Here is a 20,093-nt window from a genome sequence, read left to right as displayed (position 1 = left end):
CTCATAAAGCAGAAGCGTGGATCATTGTTAGCTTGCTAATCATTTGCTAAAATACGCTATTCCATTAAGCATGCGCTGGCCATAAGCGCTCTGCGCGTACGCAGAAGGTGCGCAAATCAACGAGTAAAACTTCATGTCCCCTGATCAAAAATTCGCCCGCTGGGTGAAGGTAGCGCTGACTGCCTTTGCACTGCTGTTTATCTATTTCTTGATAGCTGACAGCTTCATGCCCATGACGCCCGAGGCCAGGGTAATGCGCCCGGTTGCCCGTGTGGCGCCAGAGCTCAGCGCGCCAGTGAAAGAAGTGACCGTGCGTGACCATCAGCAGGTTGCTAAAGGCGATGTGCTGTTTCGTCTGGACCCCGAGCCCTTTCAGCTTGCCCTTGATCAAGCGCGGCTAAATCGTGAGCAGGCTGAGCGCGAAAACACGCGCCTTGAAGCAGAGCTTGCCGCCGCCCGGGCGGTGCTGGCCTCTGCCCAGGCAGTTGCGGAGGAGCGCAGCGGCGAGCGGCGCCGTGGCGAAGCCCTGGTGGGGCGGCAGAGTATTTCACGCCAGCAGTACGAGCAGCAGGTGGCGGCTGAGCATACCGCCCTGGCAGACGTGGCTTCCGCCGAGGCGAACATACAGAGCCTGGAAGTACAGCTAGGCGAGAACGGAAATACCAACCTGCGCTTGCGCCAAGCCGACAACGCCCTTGAGAAAGCGCAGTTGGACGTCGAACGCACCGAAGTGCGGGCGGCAGAGTCAGGCCAGGTAACGAACTTGCAGCTTCAGGTGGGCGACTATGTTCAGGCGGGGCAGCCAGTGATTGCACTGGTGACTCAGAACATGGATATCGTTGCCGACTTCCGTGAAAAAAGCCTGCGCCACGTACTGCCCGGCGACTCGGCTGCGGTGATCTTTGATGCGATGCCTGGGCATATCTTTAAAGGGCAGGTCAGTGCTTTTGATGCTGGCGTGCGGGAAGGGCAATTGACCGCTGATGGGCAGCTGGCGGATATTCCTACCTCTGACCGCTGGGTGCGCGATGCGCAGCGTTTGCGTATTCATGTTGCCCTCAACGAACCCATTGCGGCGCTGCTGCCAAGCGGTGCCCGGGCAACGGTGCAACTGCTGCCGGGGGAACATGCGCTGGCGCACCCCTTTGCATGGCTACAAACGCATCTGATCAGCTGGCTACATTATGTCTACTGATGCGGGTTCTACTACTGCAGGGCCCGCTGATACAAAACCGGCGGATGCCAGCACGTGGTCAATCAATCGCGCGCTGCGTAGTTTTTTTAAGCGCACGCCCCGCCGTAGCGGCGCTGGCCCAGAGGCACCTGCCTACCATCGCCTGAGTGAGAATGCCCTGCGCCAGTGTTTGCGGGTGGCCGGTGGCGGCACTCTCGGGTTTATCATCAGTCAGTTAATGGGTTGGAACTACGGCGTTTTCTTTACCGTTTTTCCGATGTTTTTGCTGGGTATGGTGCCCATTCTGAATATCAGCATTATTCGCCAGTTTTTAGGTAACGTATCGGTGAATGCGCTGGAAGTCAGCCTGGTGGTCGGCCTGCTTAAGCATATGCCGGTGGTGATGACGCTGGTCGTGTTGGGTATGTTCCTGTTTCGGTTTAGCCTGATGGCAAAAGGCCCGCTGTTTCTGTTTGGGGCCAATGGCGTATTAACCTTAAGCATTCTGCTGCATTTTGCGAGCTACCCCAGCGTCGATCTAGCTGATTTGTTGGCCTCCAATTTTGTGGCCAGCGTGCTTGCCGTGTTCATCGCCATGCTGATGTACACACTTTTCCCTGACGTTGAGCCCCGCCAACCACCGCCCAAAAGCACCAAGACGAAAGCGCAGATGCGCCATGAAACGTTAATGGGCGGCATTACCGCGACACTTTCCTTTGTCGTTTTTCAGGTATTTGACCTGCAGGGGTCGCTCTCGGCACAAATGGCGACCATTCTGGTGCTGTTCGCGATGGGGTATGCCGGTGCACGCGTATCCGCTCGCAAACGCGCCATCGGCACGCTGTTGGGGTGTAACCTGGCGCTGATTATGCAGCTTCTGCTTTACACACAAAGCAACCACTTCCTGCTGGCGATTGTGCTTTACTGGTTGGGGCTATTGCTGTTTGGGCGCGAGCACATACTTGAAGGCGGCGGTTCAGGTATCGGGTTTGGCGGGATGACCACCCTGGGCATTCTGTTTGGGCAATCATTAGGCCCCAGCCAGGACCTTGTCTATAGCGCCCTGTACCGTTTTTCATCCATGAGCGTGGCGCTGGTAGTAACGCTACTCGTCATGGCGTGCCTGCATTATCTGCTTAATCTTTGGGAGCCAACGCGACTACCAGAAAGTTAGCGTAATACGTCGACAACAGGGGCTTTCAGGCCCCTGTTTGCGTTTAACCCTTGAGTTTTTAAACCGCTTTACACTTCCTGATACAGCTGGCTTCCCGTTTGGCGAAATTTCTCCGCCTGTTCTTCCATGCCGCGCTTAACGGACTCCGCGTCGTTAGTGCTTTCTGGCGTGCGGTCGCGGTAGGTGTCGCGTACTTCCTGGCTAATCTTCATCGAGCAGAACTTGGGCCCGCACATGGAGCAAAAATGAGCGACCTTCGCGGAATCCTTGGGCAGGGTTTCGTCATGGAATTCCCGCGCGGTGTCCGGGTCGAGGCCCAGATTGAACTGATCTTCCCAGCGGAATTCAAACCGCGCCTTGGAAAGCGCGTTATCACGCCGCTGTGCTGCCGGGTGGCCCTTGGCGAGATCCGCCGCGTGGGCGGCAATTTTGTAGGTAATAATGCCGGTCTTGACATCATCTTTATTGGGCAGGCCCAAGTGCTCTTTGGGCGTGACATAGCAGAGCATCGCACAACCAAACCAGCCGATCATCGCCGCCCCAATGCCCGAGGTAATATGGTCGTAGCCTGGTGCGATATCCGTGACCAACGGGCCGAGCGTGTAGAAGGGCGCCTCGTCGCAGTACTCCAGCTGCTTGTCCATGTTCTCCTTCACAAGGTGCATGGGCACGTGGCCGGGACCTTCAATCATTACCTGCACGTCGTGCTGCCAGGCAATGTGGGTCAGCTCACCCAGGGTTTTAAGCTCGGCCATCTGCGCTTCGTCATTGGCATCGGCGATAGAGCCTGGGCGCAGGCCGTCACCTAATGAAAATGCCACGTCGTACTGCTTGCAGATCTCGCAGATCTCCTCGAAGTGGGTGTAAAGAAAGCTCTCCTGATGATGATACAAACACCATTTGGCCATAATCGAACCGCCGCGAGAGACGATGCCCGTTACCCGGTTGGCGGTCAGCGGCACATAGCGCAGCAAAACGCCTGCGTGAATGGTGAAGTAATCCACACCCTGTTCGGCCTGCTCGATCAACGTATCGCGAAACACCTCCCAGGTCAGGTTCTCGGCCACGCCATTGACCTTCTCCAGCGCTTGGTAGATAGGCACTGTACCGATAGGCACTGGCGAATTACGCAAAATCCATTCGCGGGTTTCGTGGATATTCTGCCCGGTGGAGAGATCCATGATGGTATCCGCGCCCCAGCGAATCCCCCAGGTCATTTTGTCGACTTCTTCTTCAATCGACGAGGTAACGGCCGAGTTACCCAGGTTGCCGTTAATCTTGACCAGAAAGTTACGCCCGATAATCATCGGCTCGCTTTCGGGGTGATTGATGTTATTAGGAATAATCGCCCGCCCACGAGCGACTTCATCGCGCACAAACTCCGGCGTAATCTCTTCTGGGATGCTGGCGCCGAAGCTCTGGCCGCGATGCTGGTGGCCCAAAATTCGCTCTACCTCGGTATTGCCCAGCGCTTGGCGGCGTTGATTCTCGCGCAGGGCGATAAACTCCATTTCCGGCGTGATAATCCCTTGGCGGGCGTAGTGCAGCTGGGTAACGTTTTTGCCTTCTTTTGCCCGGCGCGGCGTGCGTTTCAAATCAAAGCGCAGCTGGGCCAGCATGGGGTCGTTGGCGCGGCGTTTGCCGTACTCAGACGTATGGCCTTCTAAAAACTCGGTGTCGTCGCGCTCCTCAATCCACGCCCGGCGAAGCGCGGGAAGCCCACGGCGTAGATCAATCTGAGCGTTGGGGTCGGTGTAGGGGCCAGAGGTGTCGTACACCAGCAGCGGCGGATTCTGTTCATCCACGCTGGTCGTTTTGGTCGGCGAGAGGCTGATTTCCCGAAACGGCACGCGGATATCCGGGCGCGAGCCTTCAAGATACACCTTGCGTGAACCGGGTAGTGGGGAAATCGCGGCGGCATCGACTTGGGCGGTTTCGGCTAGAAAGCGGGCTGTCTTCTGGGTAACGGTTTTGTTCACGGTTATATCCTTGTTATTGGAATTAATGGGAAAGGTCCAGGCCCATCTGCCAGAAGTCGATTTCCAGGCGCGTAGCATCGCGGAAAATTTTGCTGAGCTCATTAAAGCGGGCAGGAGTGACGTCGGCGAGGCGAGCATCAAGCCATTCAAGCTCGGCTTGCATGGCCGCCTGAAACTCCGCGCTTTCGTACATCGCAATCCAGGCATCGAACGGGTTATCGCCGCCACGCACTGTGGAGGGTTGCGCGTTCAACCAGTTGGCGATCTCGCCATAGCCCACCAGGCAAGGGGCAAGTGCTACGTGTAAATCCAGCAGGTCGCCACGGTTGCCGGTATCCAACACGTAGCGGGTGTAGGCCATGGTCGCCCGGGCTTCTTGTAGCTCGGCAAGTGCCTCCTCGGAAATCCCCCATTCGCTGCAAAAGCCCACGTGCAAGCCCAGTTCCACATCCACAATGGTTTTTAAACCTTCATGGGCATGGCGCAAATCGGCAAGCGTAGGGCTTTTGTAGGCGGCCAGCGCATAGGCGCGAGCGAAGTGAATCAGAAACAGGTAATCCTGCTTTAGGTAGTGACGAAATGACGCTTCAGGCAGCGTGGCGTTGCCCAGCTGGCGCACAAAGTCGTGCTCAATGTAGGCGCGCCAATCGTCATGGCAAGCAGTGGTTAAATCAGTAAAGCGGTAGCCCATACATCCTCCGGTGGTGGTGATCCGAAGGGCAGGCGAAAAGATCGAGGAAATGGCACGGAGGGGTGGCGAGCGATTGTGGGAGAGAGCTAGCCGGCGCCATCGCTTGATCCCTACGCCGGTACCCGCGCTACATCAAAAGCAGCGCATTAGCCGGATCAGGTTCAGCGGGACCAGCGCTTGGCAGCAAAATTGCTACGCCCTGCGCCATCTCAGCCGGATTCACCGGCACCCCGTCAAGCATTCAACTCAGCGAGTCTAGGTGGCGGTGGAGGGAGATGCAAGGGGGCGAACGACGGTGCTACGTGTTAATTTGAATCGATTATGTCTATCAACACTCACCACCACAGCATGATGCGATCAGGAAGTACTGACATTGACCACCGATAACAAAACGGGTTGGGAAGCCTTCTATCGCGCCAATCAAACGCGAGCCGCCTCGCCGCTGTTACGCCGCGCTTTGGGGGATGAGTGCTTAGCCAAAGGCAACGGCCATGCTATCGATTTAGGATGTGGAGGCGGCATCGAAACCGCGCTACTGCTGACGTCGGGGTGGAAAGTCTTGGCGATCGACAAAGCGCCCAACGCCATTGCGCGAATCGAAACACTGAAAGCTAAATTACCCGGCGCTGATCTGAAAGTGATGGTTTCGCGCTTCGAGGAATTGAAAGGCCTGCCATCGTCTGCCCTGATCCACGCGGGGTTAAGCCTACCGTTCTGCGAGCCAGCGCACTTTCCCATTCTATGGAACATGATCCTTTCAGCGCTTGAACCGGGAGGGTTATTTGTCGGGCACCTCTTCGGAGACAGGCACGATTGGGCCAAGCATCCAGCAATGAGCTTTCACTCGATGCAAGAAATAGAAGCGCTGTGCGATGGTCTGAAAATTGAGCTTTTACGCGAAAGCGAGGGGGAGGGTGGGCTGGAAAAGCACCACTGGCATCGGTTTGATCTGATTTTAAGAAAACCAGTGATTTAACCGAGACGCTGCTTATTTGTGGCAGCTGCCTCGCGCTTTCCTATCGTCAAATACTCCAGGAACTACTCCACCTCTATACCTTTAACCATAGCTGGCTGGCACTTGTCATGAAAACGAATCCAGTAGCAATACGTTTTCTCAGTGCGAAGGCTATAGCGTTTTACCCGCAAGGTAGCCCGGACCCTATCCTTTGGCTTCATGGGGGTATCCCTTTGCATGAATATTTATATGTATTTATATACAGCATTATTGAGGATGGCAAATCGTGCCAGCACGCGAATTTTGGATAGGCAGCCAAAATTTGCTTTGCTAGCAATAGAATCAATGAGGTAGATTTGATCAGAGCGGCTGCATAACCTCAATGAACGCGCCAGCACGTTCATTGAGGTTATGCAGCCGACTATATAATCACTGTTGAACTAAACCGCTTCGCGGTAGCTGTCGACGAACCACGTTTTTCGCCTCATCGGGCCACACTGTTGATTGACCCACGTGGGTCAATCAACAGGAGTGACGACGATGACTGCCTTGCGACAGAAGATGATCGCGGCCATGCGTCAGCGTGGCTTTGCGCAACGTACCCACAACACCTACCTGATGGTGATTACTGATCTGGCACGTTATTTCCACCGTCCGCCAGACACGTTGAGTACCGACGACCTGCAACACTTCTTCAATCACCTGGTTCAGGAACGCGGTTTGTCCGCCGCCAGTTGCCGTGTCTACCTGCACGGCGTACGGTTCCTGTACCTGCACGTGTTGCAGTGGCCGTCGTTTGATGTGCCGCTCACCGTCCCCAAAAAACCGCAGCGGATTCCAGAACTGCTGACTCGCGACGAGGTTCGGCGGATCCTGGCCGCCTGTCAAAACGCGAAGCATCGCATGATGCTTGAACTGTGCTACGGCTGCGGATTGCGTGTGGCCGAGGTCTGCCACCTGCGAGTCAGTGACATCGACAGCCAGCGTTACCAACTCCGTGTGACGCAGGGCAAAGGCGGCAAGGATCGTATGGTGCTACTACCGAAGACCCTGCTTGATCGCTTGCGCGATTACTGGCGCGCTTACCGGCCACCGACATGGCTCTTTCCGAGTGCCCTGTTTCCCGACCAAGCACTGCACACCAGTGCGCCGCAGAAGGCCTTTACCCAAGCCAAGCGCTTGGCCGGGGTCGAGCGGGTGGGTGGCATCCATAGTCTGCGCCATGCCTATGCCACCCATGTTTTGGAGCAGGGCCTGCCCGTCCATCAGCTCCAGCGACTACTGGGCCACCGTAACCTCCAGTCGACGATGCGCTATCTACACTGGCTACCGAGCCAGCAAGAGGGAGATCAGTGTCATATTGACCTGGTGGCCGCCTTGGAGGTGAGCCATGACTAAGGCCGCTACCTTGCAACAGGCGTTGACCCGCTTTCTCGATCCAACCGGTCTTGATCGCCAACGGCAACGGGTGTGTAGCCACCTGCTGGCCTGCCGAACGGAGGCGATGGGCGGAATGGTCTTGCAGTGCGCCGACTGCGCTCACATCCAGCCACACTACTTCGGCTGTCGCGACCGTCACTGTCCACAGTGTCAAGGCCGCGCCATGGAACAATGGGCCGAGCGTCAGCAAGCCAATATCCTGCCAGTGCGCTATTACCACGTCGTGTTCACGCTGCCGCACAGCCTTAATGGCTGGGTTCAGCTTCATCCCGAGGTGATTCACCGGTTACTGTTCCAGAGTGCCTGGCAAACGCTGCGCACGTTTGGACGAGATCCCAAGCGCCTTGACGGCGAAATGGGGATGATCGCTGTGCTTCACACCTGGGGCCAGAACCTGAGCCAGCATGTGCATCTGCACTGTTTGGTTCCAGGCGGTGCCTTGAGTGGCGATGGTCGTTGGCGTGGGGCACATAGCAACTACTTGTTCCCTGTGCGGGCCCTGTCACGCCACTTTCGCGGGCACATGGTGAGTGCTCTGCGCAAAGCCGCCAATGCAGGCGATCTCCACCGGGTCACCCGGCCCGGTGATGTCGATGCTCAACTTAACACGCTGATGGCCACTGAATGGGTGGTTTACAGCAAGGACTGCCTTGAACACACCCATGCGGTGGTTCGCTACCTGGCGCGCTACACGCGCCAGATCGCCATCAGCAACGCGCGCATCCTCGCTGTCGATGACCATCAGGTGACCCTACGCTACAAGGACTATCGCGACCACGACCGGCACAAGTCACTCACCCTCAATGGCGAGGAGTTCGTGCGCCGCTTCTTGCTCCATGTCCTGCCCAAGGGACTGATGCGGGTGCGTCACTACGGTTTTCTGGCCAATCGCTGCCGTCGGCAACGACTGGCGCGGATCCGCCAAGCGCTAGCGGTTGCTGAGCCAGCCCCAAATGTCGATACAGCCGCCAGCGATGTGGAGCCAACCTACACCTGTCCACACTGTCGGCAGCCGACATTGCGGATGATCGGGACGCTCACTCCCCAGCGGCCCATCCATGATCAGCCGCCTAACCACAAGGAGCAACGCTATCGAGCATGATGTAACGCCATACGACGACAACGGACTAGGCTAACCGGCCCACTCGCGGGTCGCGGCTACGTTCGTCTCGGTGATGGATTTTAGCCATCAAGCGCGCTACATTGAGTTAACTTAGGTTCGGGGGTACTGAAATGATGGCGAATCTCACCACTAGAGCGCGTTACCACAGACATGCCTATGCACGGTTTGTTGCCTCCGGCCACATGCCCGTCAATACAATCCCCTATTAAATAGCCGCCTGATGGACGCGCCTTAGTCCAACAGGCATTTATGCGCCATGCTCCGCACGGCGAATAAATGCTTCACTGTTGTAGCCCTCTTTTCAAAAGGAGTTCCACATGACAGATGAAACAACAAACGCAGAGCCCGCGCCGTTCGCCGTTCCGCACGACTGGTTCCTTCAGTCATTGGTAAACATGGCAAACGACGGCATTGAAGTCGGAGTTACATTGCAGGTCAGCGGCCTCCTTGTCTCCGGTATCCTCGCGAGCGGAAAAGCTTACTTTGAAGGTTTTGCGGAAGACTTCTCCAGCGGCCTTAACGATCCAGAGGCGGCAGAATCTGTGAGGGATTCCTTTGCCAAGTACGGTGAGATCTACAAAAAGGAAGGCGACGATGCGCCCCCTCCACCGCAATACATACATCTTAAAAACGCTCGCTTTTTCAATACTTCCGGCCACCCAATCCCCGGAAACAAAGGGGTTTGGTGGCGAGGCCGCATTTCAGAAGTCGCAGGTTTCACGCTGGGCAGCCTCGGGCAAGCAGCGGGCTAACCCATCATTCCAAGGGACGCGCCGCGATGAAGCCGCGTCGCGCCCCTGAATTCAGACGTTAGGCACCTATGACACATATGGATATCTGCAAAGCCAACATTGCACTGGGTCAGGAAGTGCATGATTTTATGGTCAATGTGCCAAATGTTAATGAAGAGTCCGTTACGGATTTTCTGATTTGGCGGTGGCGCCAGTTGGACAGCCGCTTTAAGTACTTGTCCGCCAAGACTTTTACGAAGCATCAAGAACACCACTTAACTGGAGCCGATTTTGAATTGGAGCTTTGGCTGGTAGGGCGGAAGAAAGCTATTCCGTTGTTGTTTCAGGCAAAGAAATTCATAAAATCCTTCGATTCCTACGTGCGCAAGTTTAATTATCCAAGCAATAGCCAAAGTCAACTTGCCACCCTTCAGAATTATGCAGCCTCACGTTCGATGTTGCCGTTTTACGCAATTTATAGCCCCAATGCTGGAGGGGCCAAAGCATTGTGCGGTGGTCGTCGATTACAACCTGATTCTGGCGTTTTTATGTTGCCGGCCTCAGATGCAAAGGCTTTTGGTGACGCTAAATTTGGCAAGCGGCTTGGGTTACAAACCATACTCAATAAGTCCAATCCGTTTCACTGCATTTTCTGCTGTCCGTTGAGGCGCAGAGGTCAATATTTCAGCCGCTACTTCGGCACAGAATTAGATGGAGTCGTTCGGGATTCCGAGGAATTGCCACCGTATGTCCAAACCCTCTTGCACTCTGAAAATTCTAGCGGTAGGGAATCTTGGCCAGAAAAATGTTCACGTATAAAGGCAATCGGCGTGTACGATCTGAGGGAGGAAGAGTAGGTGCCTAACAAATCGCTGCAGGTGACGCTTGACCCGCCAGCCGTTTTTGCTGTCGCAAAAGCAACTGTCGCCACAAACGCACCTGAGCTCAGGAGTTAGCGAAAAACTCGGGCCGCATCAATTGGGCGCCATCACTATTCGATATGGAGAGTTCTTGCTTGACGTCATACCGGACCAACTTAAAAGTGCAACAGGCCAACTCCTTCTACAACTATACAGTTGGCCTTGACGTCACGGATGTGGACCTTGTCAAAACCGCCACTAATCTTCTCAAGTCCAAAATAGCCCGGACTGTTTGCTTCTCTGACTTGAAGTGCGTCTACCTTGATGTGGATGGTTGCGTCCAGCTTGAGTGGCTTCGGCCGCAAGGGCGGCAGTGGGATTCCCATTGGAAAGTCAAATTTAGTGACAACCTCCCAAGGCATACAGCTGCCGATCTCCTGTTCTGCCTAGAACTTTCATTCCTTGAACAACGCATCGAAAGTCCAGAGGCAAGGCAGATACCGTCGCATCTCCGAGCAGCGCTACCACCTCTGGTCTTAGAGCGCGACGGCTTGACTCTTCCAATCCACCCGTGGCTTAAGCTTTATTCTGACGGAATATTGCTCATTAGCTTCCAGCTAGATGCCGCATGGTCTGGATTGGATGAGGGTGATTTCATTCAAGAAATAGTGAACCTATTTCAACAATATTTTGATCGGGTCTGGGTTCAGGAACACCTTCAGCGGATAGATGCGGAACAGGAGCTACTTAGTGACTTTGGAAGCGAGCTTTCGATTGGTGGGCAGAGAGTTGCCAGCCGAAAGACCCAAAGGCTGGTAAAGAAGATACGTCGAGATGGGCGAGCGGTGCTCGAAGAATCCCTTGGAAAGTGTGGGCGAGCCTTCGATATCAGCGGGGAATCTTGCGTTCTTCACCAAATCGCTGGCTCCGAGGGGCAATCAGATTGGGAGGCGACAATTGACCTTTGTCGGTCCATCTATGTTCGTGCTGTCGCAAGTTTGGTCGCGGTGAGCGGCCGAAGGGGGGGGCGGGCACCACAAGCACAGCTGTGGCAAGGCCGCCCCTCGATTTCATTGATGCGTTTTGTGGATCAGCCGGATTCGAAGGAGGAACTGCTAGAAAAGTTCGGTCCATCTATATCCCGCGTACTAGGACGACATGGCGAATTAGAGGACCCTCCGGCCTTGCCACCCGATTTGCGGCTGTTCGGAGATTACTGTTTCCATGGGGATAGAGCGCTCCTCCTTTGGACTTGGCTAAGAACGCCAGATCAGCCGGACAATGTTTGGGAGGAAGATAACACCCAGGGTCGTCTGTTGGAGAACCAGGCCAGAGCAGAGCACTTCGAGTACCACAATTTGCGAATTGCGCGTGCCTGCGCGACCGCGAGCTCTCCCCAATCAGATGAGGACTTGGTCGAGGCGTACAGTGTACTGGCGGGGGCTGAAGCTGTAATTCACCATTCGGGTCAGGCGGGGGAAATCACAGATGCGCTTGACTACTTGCTAGCAGCGGCGGGAACAAGGGGTCTTATAGCTTCGGGCAAAGAGCAGGCACGGTGGCATCTGGACGAACGCCGATACCGAGCGGAGAAGAAGCGAGGGCGTGTTGACCGTTGGTTGACAGGAGTATTCGGGCTAGTAGGAGTTGCCGGTTTTGCAGACCTTGTGGTTCAGCCGCTCCTCACTGATATGTATCCCGAGAATGGCGAGGCCTGGACAGGATTGTATGCCTTCGCCCTGTCCTTCGCGGTGGTCGGCTTCGTGGCTGTGCTCATTTCGATTATCAATATACTACGTCGCTAATTAACTGGATATCGAAGCAGCAAGATGCTAACGAGTGAATGAACCCGACAAACTCTTCCGTTCGCTTCGCGCGCTCCAGACTTTGCGGGTTATTCTGGCGTTATTGACCATAAATCAATAATGATACCTAAGCTGCGCAATCAGTAGCGCATCATCCGCCACCTTGTAAACGATCCGATGTTCGTCGTTGATTCGTCGAGACCAGTAGCCGGAAAAGCCGTGTTTGAGTGGTTCGGGTTTGCCTACGCCCTCGAACGGCTGCCGCTGAATCTCTTTGATCAGTTTATTGATGCGGCCGAGAACCTTCTTGTCGGTTTTCTGCCAGTACAAGTAGTCTTCCCAGGCATTCTCGGCAAAGATGAGCCTCACTCCAGGAGCTCCTTCTCTTGGCCACCACCTTGTTCCAGCTCGGCCATGGCGTCGATCAAACGGCGCGCGTTATGGGGTGAACGCAGTAGGTAAGCGGTTTCCTGTAGCGCCTCATAATCTTCCAGCGAAAGCATGACCACCGAAGGTGCTTTGCTGCGCGTGATGATGACAGGTGAATGATCTTCGCAGACCTGCTCCATGGTCTTGGCCAAGTGGCTTCGGGCGGCGGTATAGCTAATAGCATCCATAATAATACTCCTGTACGTAATATTGTACTGTACAGATTGTCGTACATGGAGGGGCGGTAGACAACAACTTTCTACTCACGCGCCTGCTTTAACACCAGTCAGACGTTGTGCTTGGGGCGCTTGATCATTCAACGGCCCGAGTCGATTTATCCCCCGGGCTGGTACCACCCCAACCACCCAAGCGTCATGAGCACGGCAAGCTGTACCGCGAGCCCCGCCTATGTCGTATTTCCATCGCCGCTGAAGGTGGCTAGTTAGGTGTCGCGTCACGAGTGGTAAACCTGGCTGCGGCCGCCATCCATCAGAATGTCGGTGGCATTGATAAAGCGTGCTTCGTCGCTGGCTAGAAACAGCGCCGTGTTGGCGACCTCATCGGGCTCACCGATGCGTCGGCACGGCAATAGATCGGCTTGGTGTTGGCGTTCGGCTTCGCTTAAGCTGTCCAGCCAGGCCTGAGCGGGCGGCGTGCGGATCAGGCCGGGTGAGATAGAGTTGACGCGGATGCCGCGCGCCGCATATTCGATGCCCAGTGATCGGGTCAGGCCGATTAGGCCGTGCTTGGCGACCGGGTACGGAAAAGCGCCGGGAATAATCTTGTGCCCGTGGACTGAAGCGATGTTGACGATATGGCCATACTTGCGGGCCAGCATGCCAGGTAGCGTAGCCTGAATGACCCGCCACGCGCCTTCCAGATTGACCGACAGGCAACGCCGCCAGGTGGCTTCATCGGTTTCGAGCGGATCTGAGAAAACATTGACGCCAGCGGCATTGATCACAATGTCGATTCGCCTCAAGGCATCGCCAACCTCCGCAACTGCGTGATTTATCGCAGTCGTGTCGGCGACATCGGCTTCCACGCCAAGGACAGGGCGGCCAATTTCGCGCTCAAGCCGAGCGCACTCCCTGGCGAGCGCTAGGCTATCCCGGTCTAGCAGTGCCACGCTCGCGCCTTCGGAAAGAAAACGTTCAGCCGTTGCCAGCCCGATGCCGCTGGCCCCGCCGGTAATGAGTGCTGTACGTTGCTTGAGTCTCATGCGTGGTAATCCCGCTATTTATAATTGAGCTGATAGGTAGAGTGCGTCAGGAAGTCATGGCTGCCTGTTCTTTAATAGTTATTCCGTCCAACGCCATGTTCGGTCGTTCATGGTGTTAAGTCCATGGTTGAAGCAGGATAGGTTTCAGCTTCGTCCTGTGTTCATCCGTGAGTATCAGTCGGGGCACGGCAAGCGTGCCATCTATTGGCGTAGGAACCTTTATGCTGTGAACTTGCCCCCTGCCTGGCAAAATCTTATTGTCGAAACGTCAACAGAGCCCAGGAAACAAGAGGAATGACCCTTAACCAAGGCAGCTGCATCATCGCTGTTATGTGTAAGTATGGAGATATTAATGACACAAAAACTATTTTTTCCGGTGATTGAGACCGAGCGATTGACCATTAAACCGTTAGTAACAGGTGACGCGGATAGTTTACTGGAAATTTTTGCTGATCCTGAGGTCATGCGGTATTGGCACACTGCTCCTTGGGCAACGATTCAGGATTCACTTGAATTTATTAATGACAGCCACGATTCGATGCAGCGTCAAGAGTCACTTGTACTTGGTGTGTATCTGAAGTCTACAGGCGAGTTGGCTGGAAAGTGCATGCTATTTAGCTACGACAAGGAATCCAAGCGAGCCGAGATCGGTTTTGGGTTAGGCCGTTCTTGTTGGGGTAAAGGCTATGTAAACGAGGTGGGAGAGGCATTGATTCAGTACGGGTTCAACTCATTGGGACTTCGGAGAATTGAAGCAGAGATTGACCCAGACAATCAATCTTCTGCGAAAGCGCTAGAGAATCTTGGATTTTCTCAAGAAGGGCTTCTAAGGCAGCGTTGGGAGGTCAATGGCATCGTCTCTGACTCGGCAATGTATGGGCGGCTGATAAGCGATCACCCTGCATAGCCAAGCAATGCTTGTGGCAGGCGCCTGTTGTGGGCGTTAGATCAAGAGTAGATTCTGAATATGACAATCCCAGAGATAACAAACGAAGCAATACAGGCACAGTTAGTCGTAGAAGACGTTCTGGGTGATTCGATCATCGGTATTTATCTCTTCGGCTCTGCTGTCGTTGGCGGTTTAAAGCACGAAAGTGATGTAGATATTTTGGTCGCCGTCTCAAGGCCTCCTGGCTTATGGCAAAGAAAATCCCTGGTTGCTCGGTTGATGGGCGTATCCGGTGCGATTGGGAATTCTCAAGCCATCAGGCCGTTAGAGCTGACGGTGGTGACAATTTTTGATGTTGTTCCTTGGCAATTTCCTCCTCGGGCTGAGTTTGTTTACGGGGAGTGGTTGCGAGCGCAATTCGAGGCCGGAAGTGTTCCGGAACCAGCCCATGATCCTGATCTTGCCATTGTTCTGAAGAAGGTAAGGGATAACAGTCTTTCACTGTTCGGAAGAAGCGCCGCTGAGGTTTTTGAGCCTGTGCCTATGGCTGATATTCAAAAAGCTATACGTGATTCGTTACCCAGCCTTCTGAATCACATTGAGGGAGACGAACGCAATGTAATATTGACCTTGTCGCGGATGTGGCTAACCGCTGCAACGGGTAATATAGCGCCGAAGGATGTTGCCACGATGTGGGCTGAACAACAGGCACCTGCTGCGCATGCGGCCTTGTTGAAGTACGCCCGTGAAGGCTACCTTGGACGTGGGAATGATTGGTGGGAAGACAAGTACGAGGCCATGAAAGCGCTGGTAGCTTATATGAAAAACAATATTGAGCGGACTCTTGGCGTTTGAAAACTCCTCTGTCGAAGCAATGGGTAATATGGTTGCTGTTGATGTTAACACTGAGCGGATACGCTTCACGTGAGATCCGGTAGATGCACCCAAACCCTCGGAAGCACTGTTGCTGCAAGCATCTAGGGGCTTGCGCGATTTTCACGTATATAACGATTCGAGCGATGAAGAAAGTGGGTTGTTAAGCAGTGAAGGGGCTGCCCGTGTGCTAGAAGGTAACAGCTTGATTAATCAGGACACTCCCAGCTTCGCCTTCGTCATGTTCAGTGGTAAAAGATCAGTGTTATTGATTATAGCCAATACTATCGCACCCATGATGAGGCTGCATAAAGCCCGATGATCTACCACTATAGCGGGGAGTTGAAACGCGCCGATTATACGCTTCCTCATATGGCACCAAACGTTGGTGGGTTGGCGGTTATCTCCAAGCCGATTGAATATCTGCGCTTATGGCTTATCAATGAGGAAAAATCAGTCAGTCCCGGTTTTGATGGAATACTCAAGTTTAATGCGTGGTCAGGGAGTTATACAAAAGTGAGCGCGTTTACCAAAAAAAGTTGGAAAGGAGTTTTTTAGTATTTTAAATACACATAATCCCTATGTTTTATATTGTTTCATAAGTTTATCACTGGGCGTGGGATCGGATGATTACGCCTGTTATCCAGCCGCCTAAGCGTCAGGGGGCTATAGCATCTAACCGTAGTACTAGGGCGCAGGTGTTCCTGTCATTGGCCATCACCTTGACGGATCAATCGAGGTTTAGCCCACAGTAACGAAGAGGGGATAGTAAAAAATGCGTATCCACTTGGTTTCGGTGATTTTTTATAAGCCTGTATTGTTAGCGTTTCTCAATAAGAATATGCTAAGCCGCAAAAATGCTGAATTAGGAATACTATGTTTTTAGGTACTCAACTTCAAAAGTGGATATGTTTATTTGTTTTAGCCGGACTCGGTTCAGTAATGGCTTATATGTATCCATATCCAGCTGACCCTTCGCGTCGATGGCCTTTGCTATTATTGAGCCTTATGTTTGTAAAGCACTGGCTGGAATATCTTCTTTTCTTACCCATCAGCGGATTAAAAGGTCTCTATATATCCACACGGGAGAGAACAAAGAGAAAACGATTCTTAATACTCTCTGTGCTTGGCTATATGGCTCTCATGGGCTGGTTATTGATTTTTAATTGACCAAGATAAACCGCGCAAAGCCATGGCGACTGACTCACCCCAACACTTGCGGGTTAAGCTGCCACACGCTCCAGGTGAGCGCGCAGGCCAGGCTCACCCAAGCGAGGTAAGGCGCCAGCAGTACACCCGCCAGCGGCTTGAGTCGCCAGAACATCACCAGCGTCATCAAAATCAATACCCAAAGCGCGGCCACGCCGATAAAGGCGAGAGCGCCCAGTTGCCAAGCGAAGAAGAGCCAGCTCCATAAGGCGTTGAGCGCCAGCTGTATGGCGAACACGACAAGCGCGGGCCGGGCGCTGGGCTCACGCCAGGCAAGCCAGGCGGCAATGCCCATAAGGCCGTAAAGCGTCGTCCACATCGGCCCGAATAGCCAGGCGGGCGGTGCCCAGGGCGGTTGCACAAGCTCTGCGTAGAAAGAGGCCGCGTTGATGGAGGCCACCGATCCGATGGCGGCGGCAATATAAGCCAGTGCCAGCCAGCCAATCAGGCCCAGAATCTGTTTTTTACGAGAAAGTGCACGCACATGAGCCTCTGCTGTAAAGTATGAAAATCACTTCAAGCGTAGTGTAACGCGATGGGGTCGGCCACGGCGGCGGTTGAGAAAGAATGAAGCATGGTTGAAGCGTGGCAGGCGAGCTAGATAAGGTGGCATTAAACAAAGGGAGTGCAACGTGACTGAATCGCTACAAACGCTGTTACTTGAACTCGAGCAGTTTGGTGTAAGCAACGATAGCGCCATCACCGACCGGCCTCGCCGCATGTTGAACATCACTCGTGACACGGGAGAATTCCTTTCCGTGATGGTTCGGGCCACGAATGCTCAGCGCGTGCTTGAAATTGGAACGTCTAACGGTTACTCAACACTCTGGCTGGCTTGGGCTGCAGCGGCAATAAACGGCCATGTGACGACCGTTGAACAAGCCGATTTCAAACGTTCGCTTGCGGCTAAGAGTTTCGAGCGTTCAGGTCTTGCTCCGTTCATTACCCAGGTTCATGGTGAGGCGGGTGCCGTACTTGGTCGCAGCTCCACATCAAGCATCGATCTTCTCTTTCTCGATTCTGAGCGTTCTGAGTATCTGGCATGGTGGCCCGACATTAAGCGGGTTCTTCGTGAAGGAGGGCTTCTTGTGGTTGATAATGCCACGTCTCATGCTGAAGAGATGTTATCTTTTGTGGCATTGGTTTCCGCAGACCCTGATTTCGCCACGTGTACCGTGCCTGTCGGAAACGGCGAGTTTTTGGCTACAAGGAGCCGATAACATGAAAGACTTACCCGTCAATGTTTCTCCCTATAAAAGAACGCCAGAATTCACCGAAGAGAGCGTTCCCACAGGGTTGTTGAATGACCACACGACCAAAGAGGGGGTGTGGGGAAAGATTGTGGTACTTGAAGGCTTGTTGGAGTACACCATTCAAGAGCCAGCACTGGATATCATCGAGTTAAGCCCAGAGCAGTATGGTGTTGTAGAGCCAACGATAAAACATCACATCAAGCCGCTGGGCCCGGTAAGGTTTTTTGTTGAGTTTTATCGTTAATAGGGAAGTACCTGCCAATCTGCTTACTCCCCTGATATTTTTCCCCCTTGAGCGGATAGCTGCTGCCTGACGTTTTCAATCGTCGGCTGCAGGTTATAAAGGCAGTTGCCGTTCCGGTAGATATCGGCTGGCCCGGTAAGGCGTTCGAGATCATTCATAGTCAGAGTCGTTTGGCACGTTGGGTCATCTTGCGGCTGAGTCGCGCCGAGTAGCATCAAATGGCCGAGCAACAGCCAGTCGCCATTGCGTTCGCCATACGCCTTGCCCACCGCGCTATAGGGTTCATAAACCAGCCACTGGAAGGGCGTGCCGCTGCTTATCTGTAGGGTCTGGCAGGGTTCCGTCTGGCTTAAACAGGCGGAATTCTGCTCAACCAACAGGTTCAGCAAGGGCTCGGGGAGAGTGGCGCCGTTAGGGCTTGCCCTGAACTGTTGGGCGACGTCAGCCAGGTTCTGAGTATCCACCAGTGGTTCCTGGCTCCAACGTTCGGTTTGCCTGAGCGAAAGTTCAATACGCCGAGCTAACTCAGGCTGCGATTGGGCAAATTCGCTCTCTACCAAGGCTTGCAAGGCCAAGGTGCCCGGCTGGCCGAGCTGGTAGCGCAGGTAGTTAACATCAAACGCCTCGGCTGTTGTGCGGCCATCCAGCAACCGCTTGATTTGCTGCTCGGCAACCCAGTGGCGCATATCTGCCAGCGGAGTGTTAACCACGATCAATACAACGGCCACCAGCAGTGCCAAGCCAACGTTGGCGCGCTGTAGGCTGGGAAGTGCTGCCTGGCGGCGCCACAGCAGAAGCAGACTATAGCTTACGGTAAATGCCGCTGTTAGCACTTGCAGCAGGACAGCCCACAGCCTGTCCAGGCTAAGGCCGTATTGATCAATACGCAGCCAGAGTGCCCAGGCGGCCAGCACGCTACCCACCGGCAGCAGCACAACGGCCAGCAGGATGATGCGGCGTAGCCAAGTGGGATAGGGGGGTAAGCCATGCGCTTGATGAAATACCGCGTTGAAGAACAGCAGCAGGGCTAACATCAGCGCCATTAATATGGAGGAGGCTCTGCCTGTATCCCAGACGGGCTGCACGCCGGTAAAAAGGAGCATGGCAAAAAATAGCAGGATGATAAGGGCTACCAGCGGCAGTAACGCTTTGATAAGTGCCTCGCTCATCTGCCGCACGCTTTGAATCAGGCGAAAGCGGTTACGAATCATCACCAGCGTTAAACCGATCACCAGCCAGGTGACGGGGTAAATAAACACGGGGTCGCTGAAAAGCGTCTCAAAAAAGCTCACGCCAATAGCCGAAAACAGCGTTGCCCCCAGTAATAACAGGCCCCAGAACACACCAATAAACAGTGTCAATAGGGAAAGCGTCTGGGTGAATTCCCAAGAGTAATTCAGCAGCGGTGAATAGGCGGTAGGCCAGGTTCTGCTAGTGGCGCTACTCCGAAAAAACAGCGCCAGAATGAAAAGCGCCACGCCAAGTGACACGCAAAAGGCAAACGTGAACGGGTGCCGCACCCACTGCTGTTGCTCGGGTGTTTGCTCTACCCAGCCAAGGTGCCAGCCCAGCCAAAACAGCAGTGGGGCCAGCAATAGCGGCAGAAAATTGAGGCGATCACGTAGCCGCTCCATGCCGATTAGATAAAACGCGGGCAGGGCGATTGCTACGGTATAAAGCGCCTTGAGCCAGCGCTGGTCAGCGGCCAGCCAGTGCTCATGCTCAATCGCCAGATGAAGGGCCAGCAGCGCAATCCCTTGTACCACGGCCAGCAAAATCAAGCCCGCACGGGTGGGCTTGTCCAGCGTATTTGCGCGATGATCATCCATGACAGTTGTCCGCAGGTGAGGTTGGCGTAATAAAATTTACGTTGCTTTAAACATAATCAGGGTAGCGTTGGATTAAATAACAACATCACCATGACAGGGAAATGGAAATGTATCGAATATTACTGGTTCTTTGCAGAGAAGTACGTTGCCAATGGCGGAACGCTATTCCGCCGTGCTTTCTTAACTGCCTCTGTTAACATTCGTGGCTTGTCG

Annotated in this window: 21 protein-coding genes and 1 riboswitch; of the genes, 13 read left to right on the top strand and 8 right to left on the bottom strand. The window is 54.1% G+C overall.

Features of this window, described 5'->3' with window-relative positions:
- Positions 1–133 precede the first annotated feature (133 nt).
- Both ACT3RQ_RS13280 and ACT3RQ_RS13275 read left to right on the top strand, forming a co-directional pair.
- Positions 134–1,195, top strand: a complete 1,062-nt coding sequence (locus ACT3RQ_RS13280; RefSeq protein ID WP_444680643.1) for an HlyD family secretion protein — start codon at positions 134–136, stop codon at positions 1,193–1,195.
- Positions 1,185–2,348, top strand: a complete 1,164-nt coding sequence (locus ACT3RQ_RS13275; RefSeq protein WP_444680642.1) for a DUF2955 domain-containing protein — start codon at positions 1,185–1,187, stop codon at positions 2,346–2,348. Before ACT3RQ_RS13280 ends, ACT3RQ_RS13275 begins: the two co-directional genes overlap by 11 nt.
- A 68-nt stretch (positions 2,349–2,416) precedes the next feature.
- On the opposite strand, the gene thiC is transcribed toward ACT3RQ_RS13275, so the two are convergent.
- Both thiC and tenA read right to left on the bottom strand, forming a co-directional pair.
- Positions 2,417–4,327 carry a phosphomethylpyrimidine synthase ThiC gene (gene thiC, locus ACT3RQ_RS13270; protein ID WP_444680641.1) on the bottom strand — a complete coding sequence of 637 codons (1,911 nt, stop codon included), beginning with the start codon at positions 4,325–4,327 and terminating at the stop codon, positions 2,417–2,419.
- Positions 4,328–4,349: 22 nt separating this feature from the next.
- Positions 4,350–5,018, bottom strand: coding sequence for a thiaminase II (gene tenA, locus ACT3RQ_RS13265; RefSeq protein ID WP_444680640.1), 669 nt, complete (start codon positions 5,016–5,018; stop codon positions 4,350–4,352).
- 90 nt (positions 5,019–5,108) lie between these two features.
- A riboswitch (TPP riboswitch) is annotated at positions 5,109–5,261 on the bottom strand.
- A 130-nt stretch (positions 5,262–5,391) separates the two neighbouring features.
- Here tenA and ACT3RQ_RS13260 point away from each other — a divergent pair.
- Positions 5,392–5,994 carry a class I SAM-dependent methyltransferase gene (locus ACT3RQ_RS13260; protein WP_444629809.1) on the top strand — a complete coding sequence of 201 codons (603 nt, stop codon included), beginning with the start codon at positions 5,392–5,394 and terminating at the stop codon, positions 5,992–5,994.
- A 62-nt stretch (positions 5,995–6,056) separates the two neighbouring features.
- Here the strand turns inward: ACT3RQ_RS13260 and ACT3RQ_RS13255 are convergent, their stop codons facing one another.
- Positions 6,057–6,194: a phage integrase N-terminal SAM-like domain-containing protein gene (locus ACT3RQ_RS13255; protein WP_444629808.1), complete on the bottom strand. Its 138-nt coding sequence runs from the start codon at positions 6,192–6,194 to the stop codon at positions 6,057–6,059.
- Between the two features lie 319 nt (positions 6,195–6,513).
- On the opposite strand from ACT3RQ_RS13255, the gene ACT3RQ_RS13250 reads away from it, so the two are divergent.
- The 5 genes from ACT3RQ_RS13250 to ACT3RQ_RS13230 all read left to right on the top strand — a co-directional run bounded on the left by ACT3RQ_RS13250 (position 6,514) and on the right by ACT3RQ_RS13230 (position 11,932).
- Complete coding sequence (locus ACT3RQ_RS13250; RefSeq protein WP_444680639.1) at positions 6,514–7,371, top strand: tyrosine-type recombinase/integrase; 858 nt, start codon at positions 6,514–6,516, stop codon at positions 7,369–7,371.
- Complete coding sequence (locus ACT3RQ_RS13245; protein ID WP_444680638.1) at positions 7,364–8,515, top strand: IS91 family transposase; 1,152 nt, start codon at positions 7,364–7,366, stop codon at positions 8,513–8,515. Before ACT3RQ_RS13250 ends, ACT3RQ_RS13245 begins: the two co-directional genes overlap by 8 nt.
- A 338-nt stretch (positions 8,516–8,853) precedes the next feature.
- Entirely contained in the window at positions 8,854–9,288 is a 435-nt protein-coding gene (gvpU, locus tag ACT3RQ_RS13240; RefSeq protein WP_444629807.1) for a gas vesicle accessory protein GvpU, read from the top strand.
- 68 nt (positions 9,289–9,356) lie between these two features.
- Positions 9,357–10,124: a DUF6615 family protein gene (locus ACT3RQ_RS13235; RefSeq protein WP_444680637.1), complete on the top strand. Its 768-nt coding sequence runs from the start codon at positions 9,357–9,359 to the stop codon at positions 10,122–10,124.
- Between the two features lie 158 nt (positions 10,125–10,282).
- Positions 10,283–11,932, top strand: a complete 1,650-nt coding sequence (locus tag ACT3RQ_RS13230; protein ID WP_444629805.1) for a hypothetical protein — start codon at positions 10,283–10,285, stop codon at positions 11,930–11,932.
- A 114-nt stretch (positions 11,933–12,046) separates the two neighbouring features.
- On the opposite strand, the gene ACT3RQ_RS13225 is transcribed toward ACT3RQ_RS13230, so the two are convergent.
- The 3 genes from ACT3RQ_RS13225 to ACT3RQ_RS13215 form a co-directional block, all read right to left on the bottom strand.
- Positions 12,047–12,301, bottom strand: a complete 255-nt coding sequence (locus ACT3RQ_RS13225; protein ID WP_444629804.1) for a Txe/YoeB family addiction module toxin — start codon at positions 12,299–12,301, stop codon at positions 12,047–12,049.
- Positions 12,298–12,549 carry a type II toxin-antitoxin system Phd/YefM family antitoxin gene (locus tag ACT3RQ_RS13220; protein ID WP_444622804.1) on the bottom strand — a complete coding sequence of 84 codons (252 nt, stop codon included), beginning with the start codon at positions 12,547–12,549 and terminating at the stop codon, positions 12,298–12,300. Before ACT3RQ_RS13220 ends, ACT3RQ_RS13225 begins: the two co-directional genes overlap by 4 nt.
- Positions 12,550–12,815: 266 nt before the next feature.
- Positions 12,816–13,583, bottom strand: coding sequence for an SDR family oxidoreductase (locus tag ACT3RQ_RS13215; RefSeq protein WP_444680636.1), 768 nt, complete (start codon positions 13,581–13,583; stop codon positions 12,816–12,818).
- 352 nt (positions 13,584–13,935) lie between these two features.
- On the opposite strand from ACT3RQ_RS13215, the gene ACT3RQ_RS13210 reads away from it, so the two are divergent.
- The 3 genes from ACT3RQ_RS13210 to ACT3RQ_RS13200 all read left to right on the top strand — a co-directional run bounded on the left by ACT3RQ_RS13210 (position 13,936) and on the right by ACT3RQ_RS13200 (position 15,903).
- A complete protein-coding gene (locus tag ACT3RQ_RS13210; RefSeq protein ID WP_444680635.1) occupies positions 13,936–14,490 on the top strand; it encodes a GNAT family N-acetyltransferase in 555 nt (184 codons plus the stop codon).
- Between the two features lie 51 nt (positions 14,491–14,541).
- On the top strand, positions 14,542–15,327 hold the full coding sequence (locus ACT3RQ_RS13205; RefSeq protein WP_444680658.1) for an aminoglycoside adenylyltransferase family protein: 786 nt from the start codon (positions 14,542–14,544) through the stop codon (positions 15,325–15,327).
- Positions 15,328–15,663: 336 nt separating this feature from the next.
- Positions 15,664–15,903 (top strand): hypothetical protein, encoded by a 240-nt coding sequence (locus ACT3RQ_RS13200; protein WP_444680634.1) that lies wholly within the window; start codon positions 15,664–15,666, stop codon positions 15,901–15,903.
- A 646-nt stretch (positions 15,904–16,549) separates the two neighbouring features.
- Here ACT3RQ_RS13200 and ACT3RQ_RS13195 read toward each other — a convergent pair.
- Entirely contained in the window at positions 16,550–17,038 is a 489-nt protein-coding gene (locus ACT3RQ_RS13195; protein WP_444680633.1) for a TspO/MBR family protein, read from the bottom strand.
- Positions 17,039–17,186: 148 nt separating this feature from the next.
- On the opposite strand from ACT3RQ_RS13195, the gene ACT3RQ_RS13190 reads away from it, so the two are divergent.
- Both ACT3RQ_RS13190 and ACT3RQ_RS13185 read left to right on the top strand, forming a co-directional pair.
- Positions 17,187–17,774 carry an O-methyltransferase gene (locus ACT3RQ_RS13190; RefSeq protein ID WP_441679430.1) on the top strand — a complete coding sequence of 196 codons (588 nt, stop codon included), beginning with the start codon at positions 17,187–17,189 and terminating at the stop codon, positions 17,772–17,774.
- A gap of 1 nt (position 17,775) precedes the next feature.
- Positions 17,776–18,051: a DUF1971 domain-containing protein gene (locus tag ACT3RQ_RS13185; protein WP_172115986.1), complete on the top strand. Its 276-nt coding sequence runs from the start codon at positions 17,776–17,778 to the stop codon at positions 18,049–18,051.
- A 23-nt stretch (positions 18,052–18,074) separates the two neighbouring features.
- On the opposite strand, the gene ACT3RQ_RS13180 is transcribed toward ACT3RQ_RS13185, so the two are convergent.
- Positions 18,075–19,880 carry a DUF4153 domain-containing protein gene (locus tag ACT3RQ_RS13180; RefSeq protein WP_444680632.1) on the bottom strand — a complete coding sequence of 602 codons (1,806 nt, stop codon included), beginning with the start codon at positions 19,878–19,880 and terminating at the stop codon, positions 18,075–18,077.
- Positions 19,881–20,093 lie beyond the last annotated feature (213 nt).

It is taken from the genome of Halomonas sp. AOP43-D1-4 (assembly GCF_052446175.1).
Lineage (GTDB): Bacteria > Pseudomonadota > Gammaproteobacteria > Pseudomonadales > Halomonadaceae > Vreelandella > Vreelandella citrativorans.
Note: the sequence above shows the minus strand (reverse complement) of the source record. Positions and strands in the feature narration are given on the sequence as shown.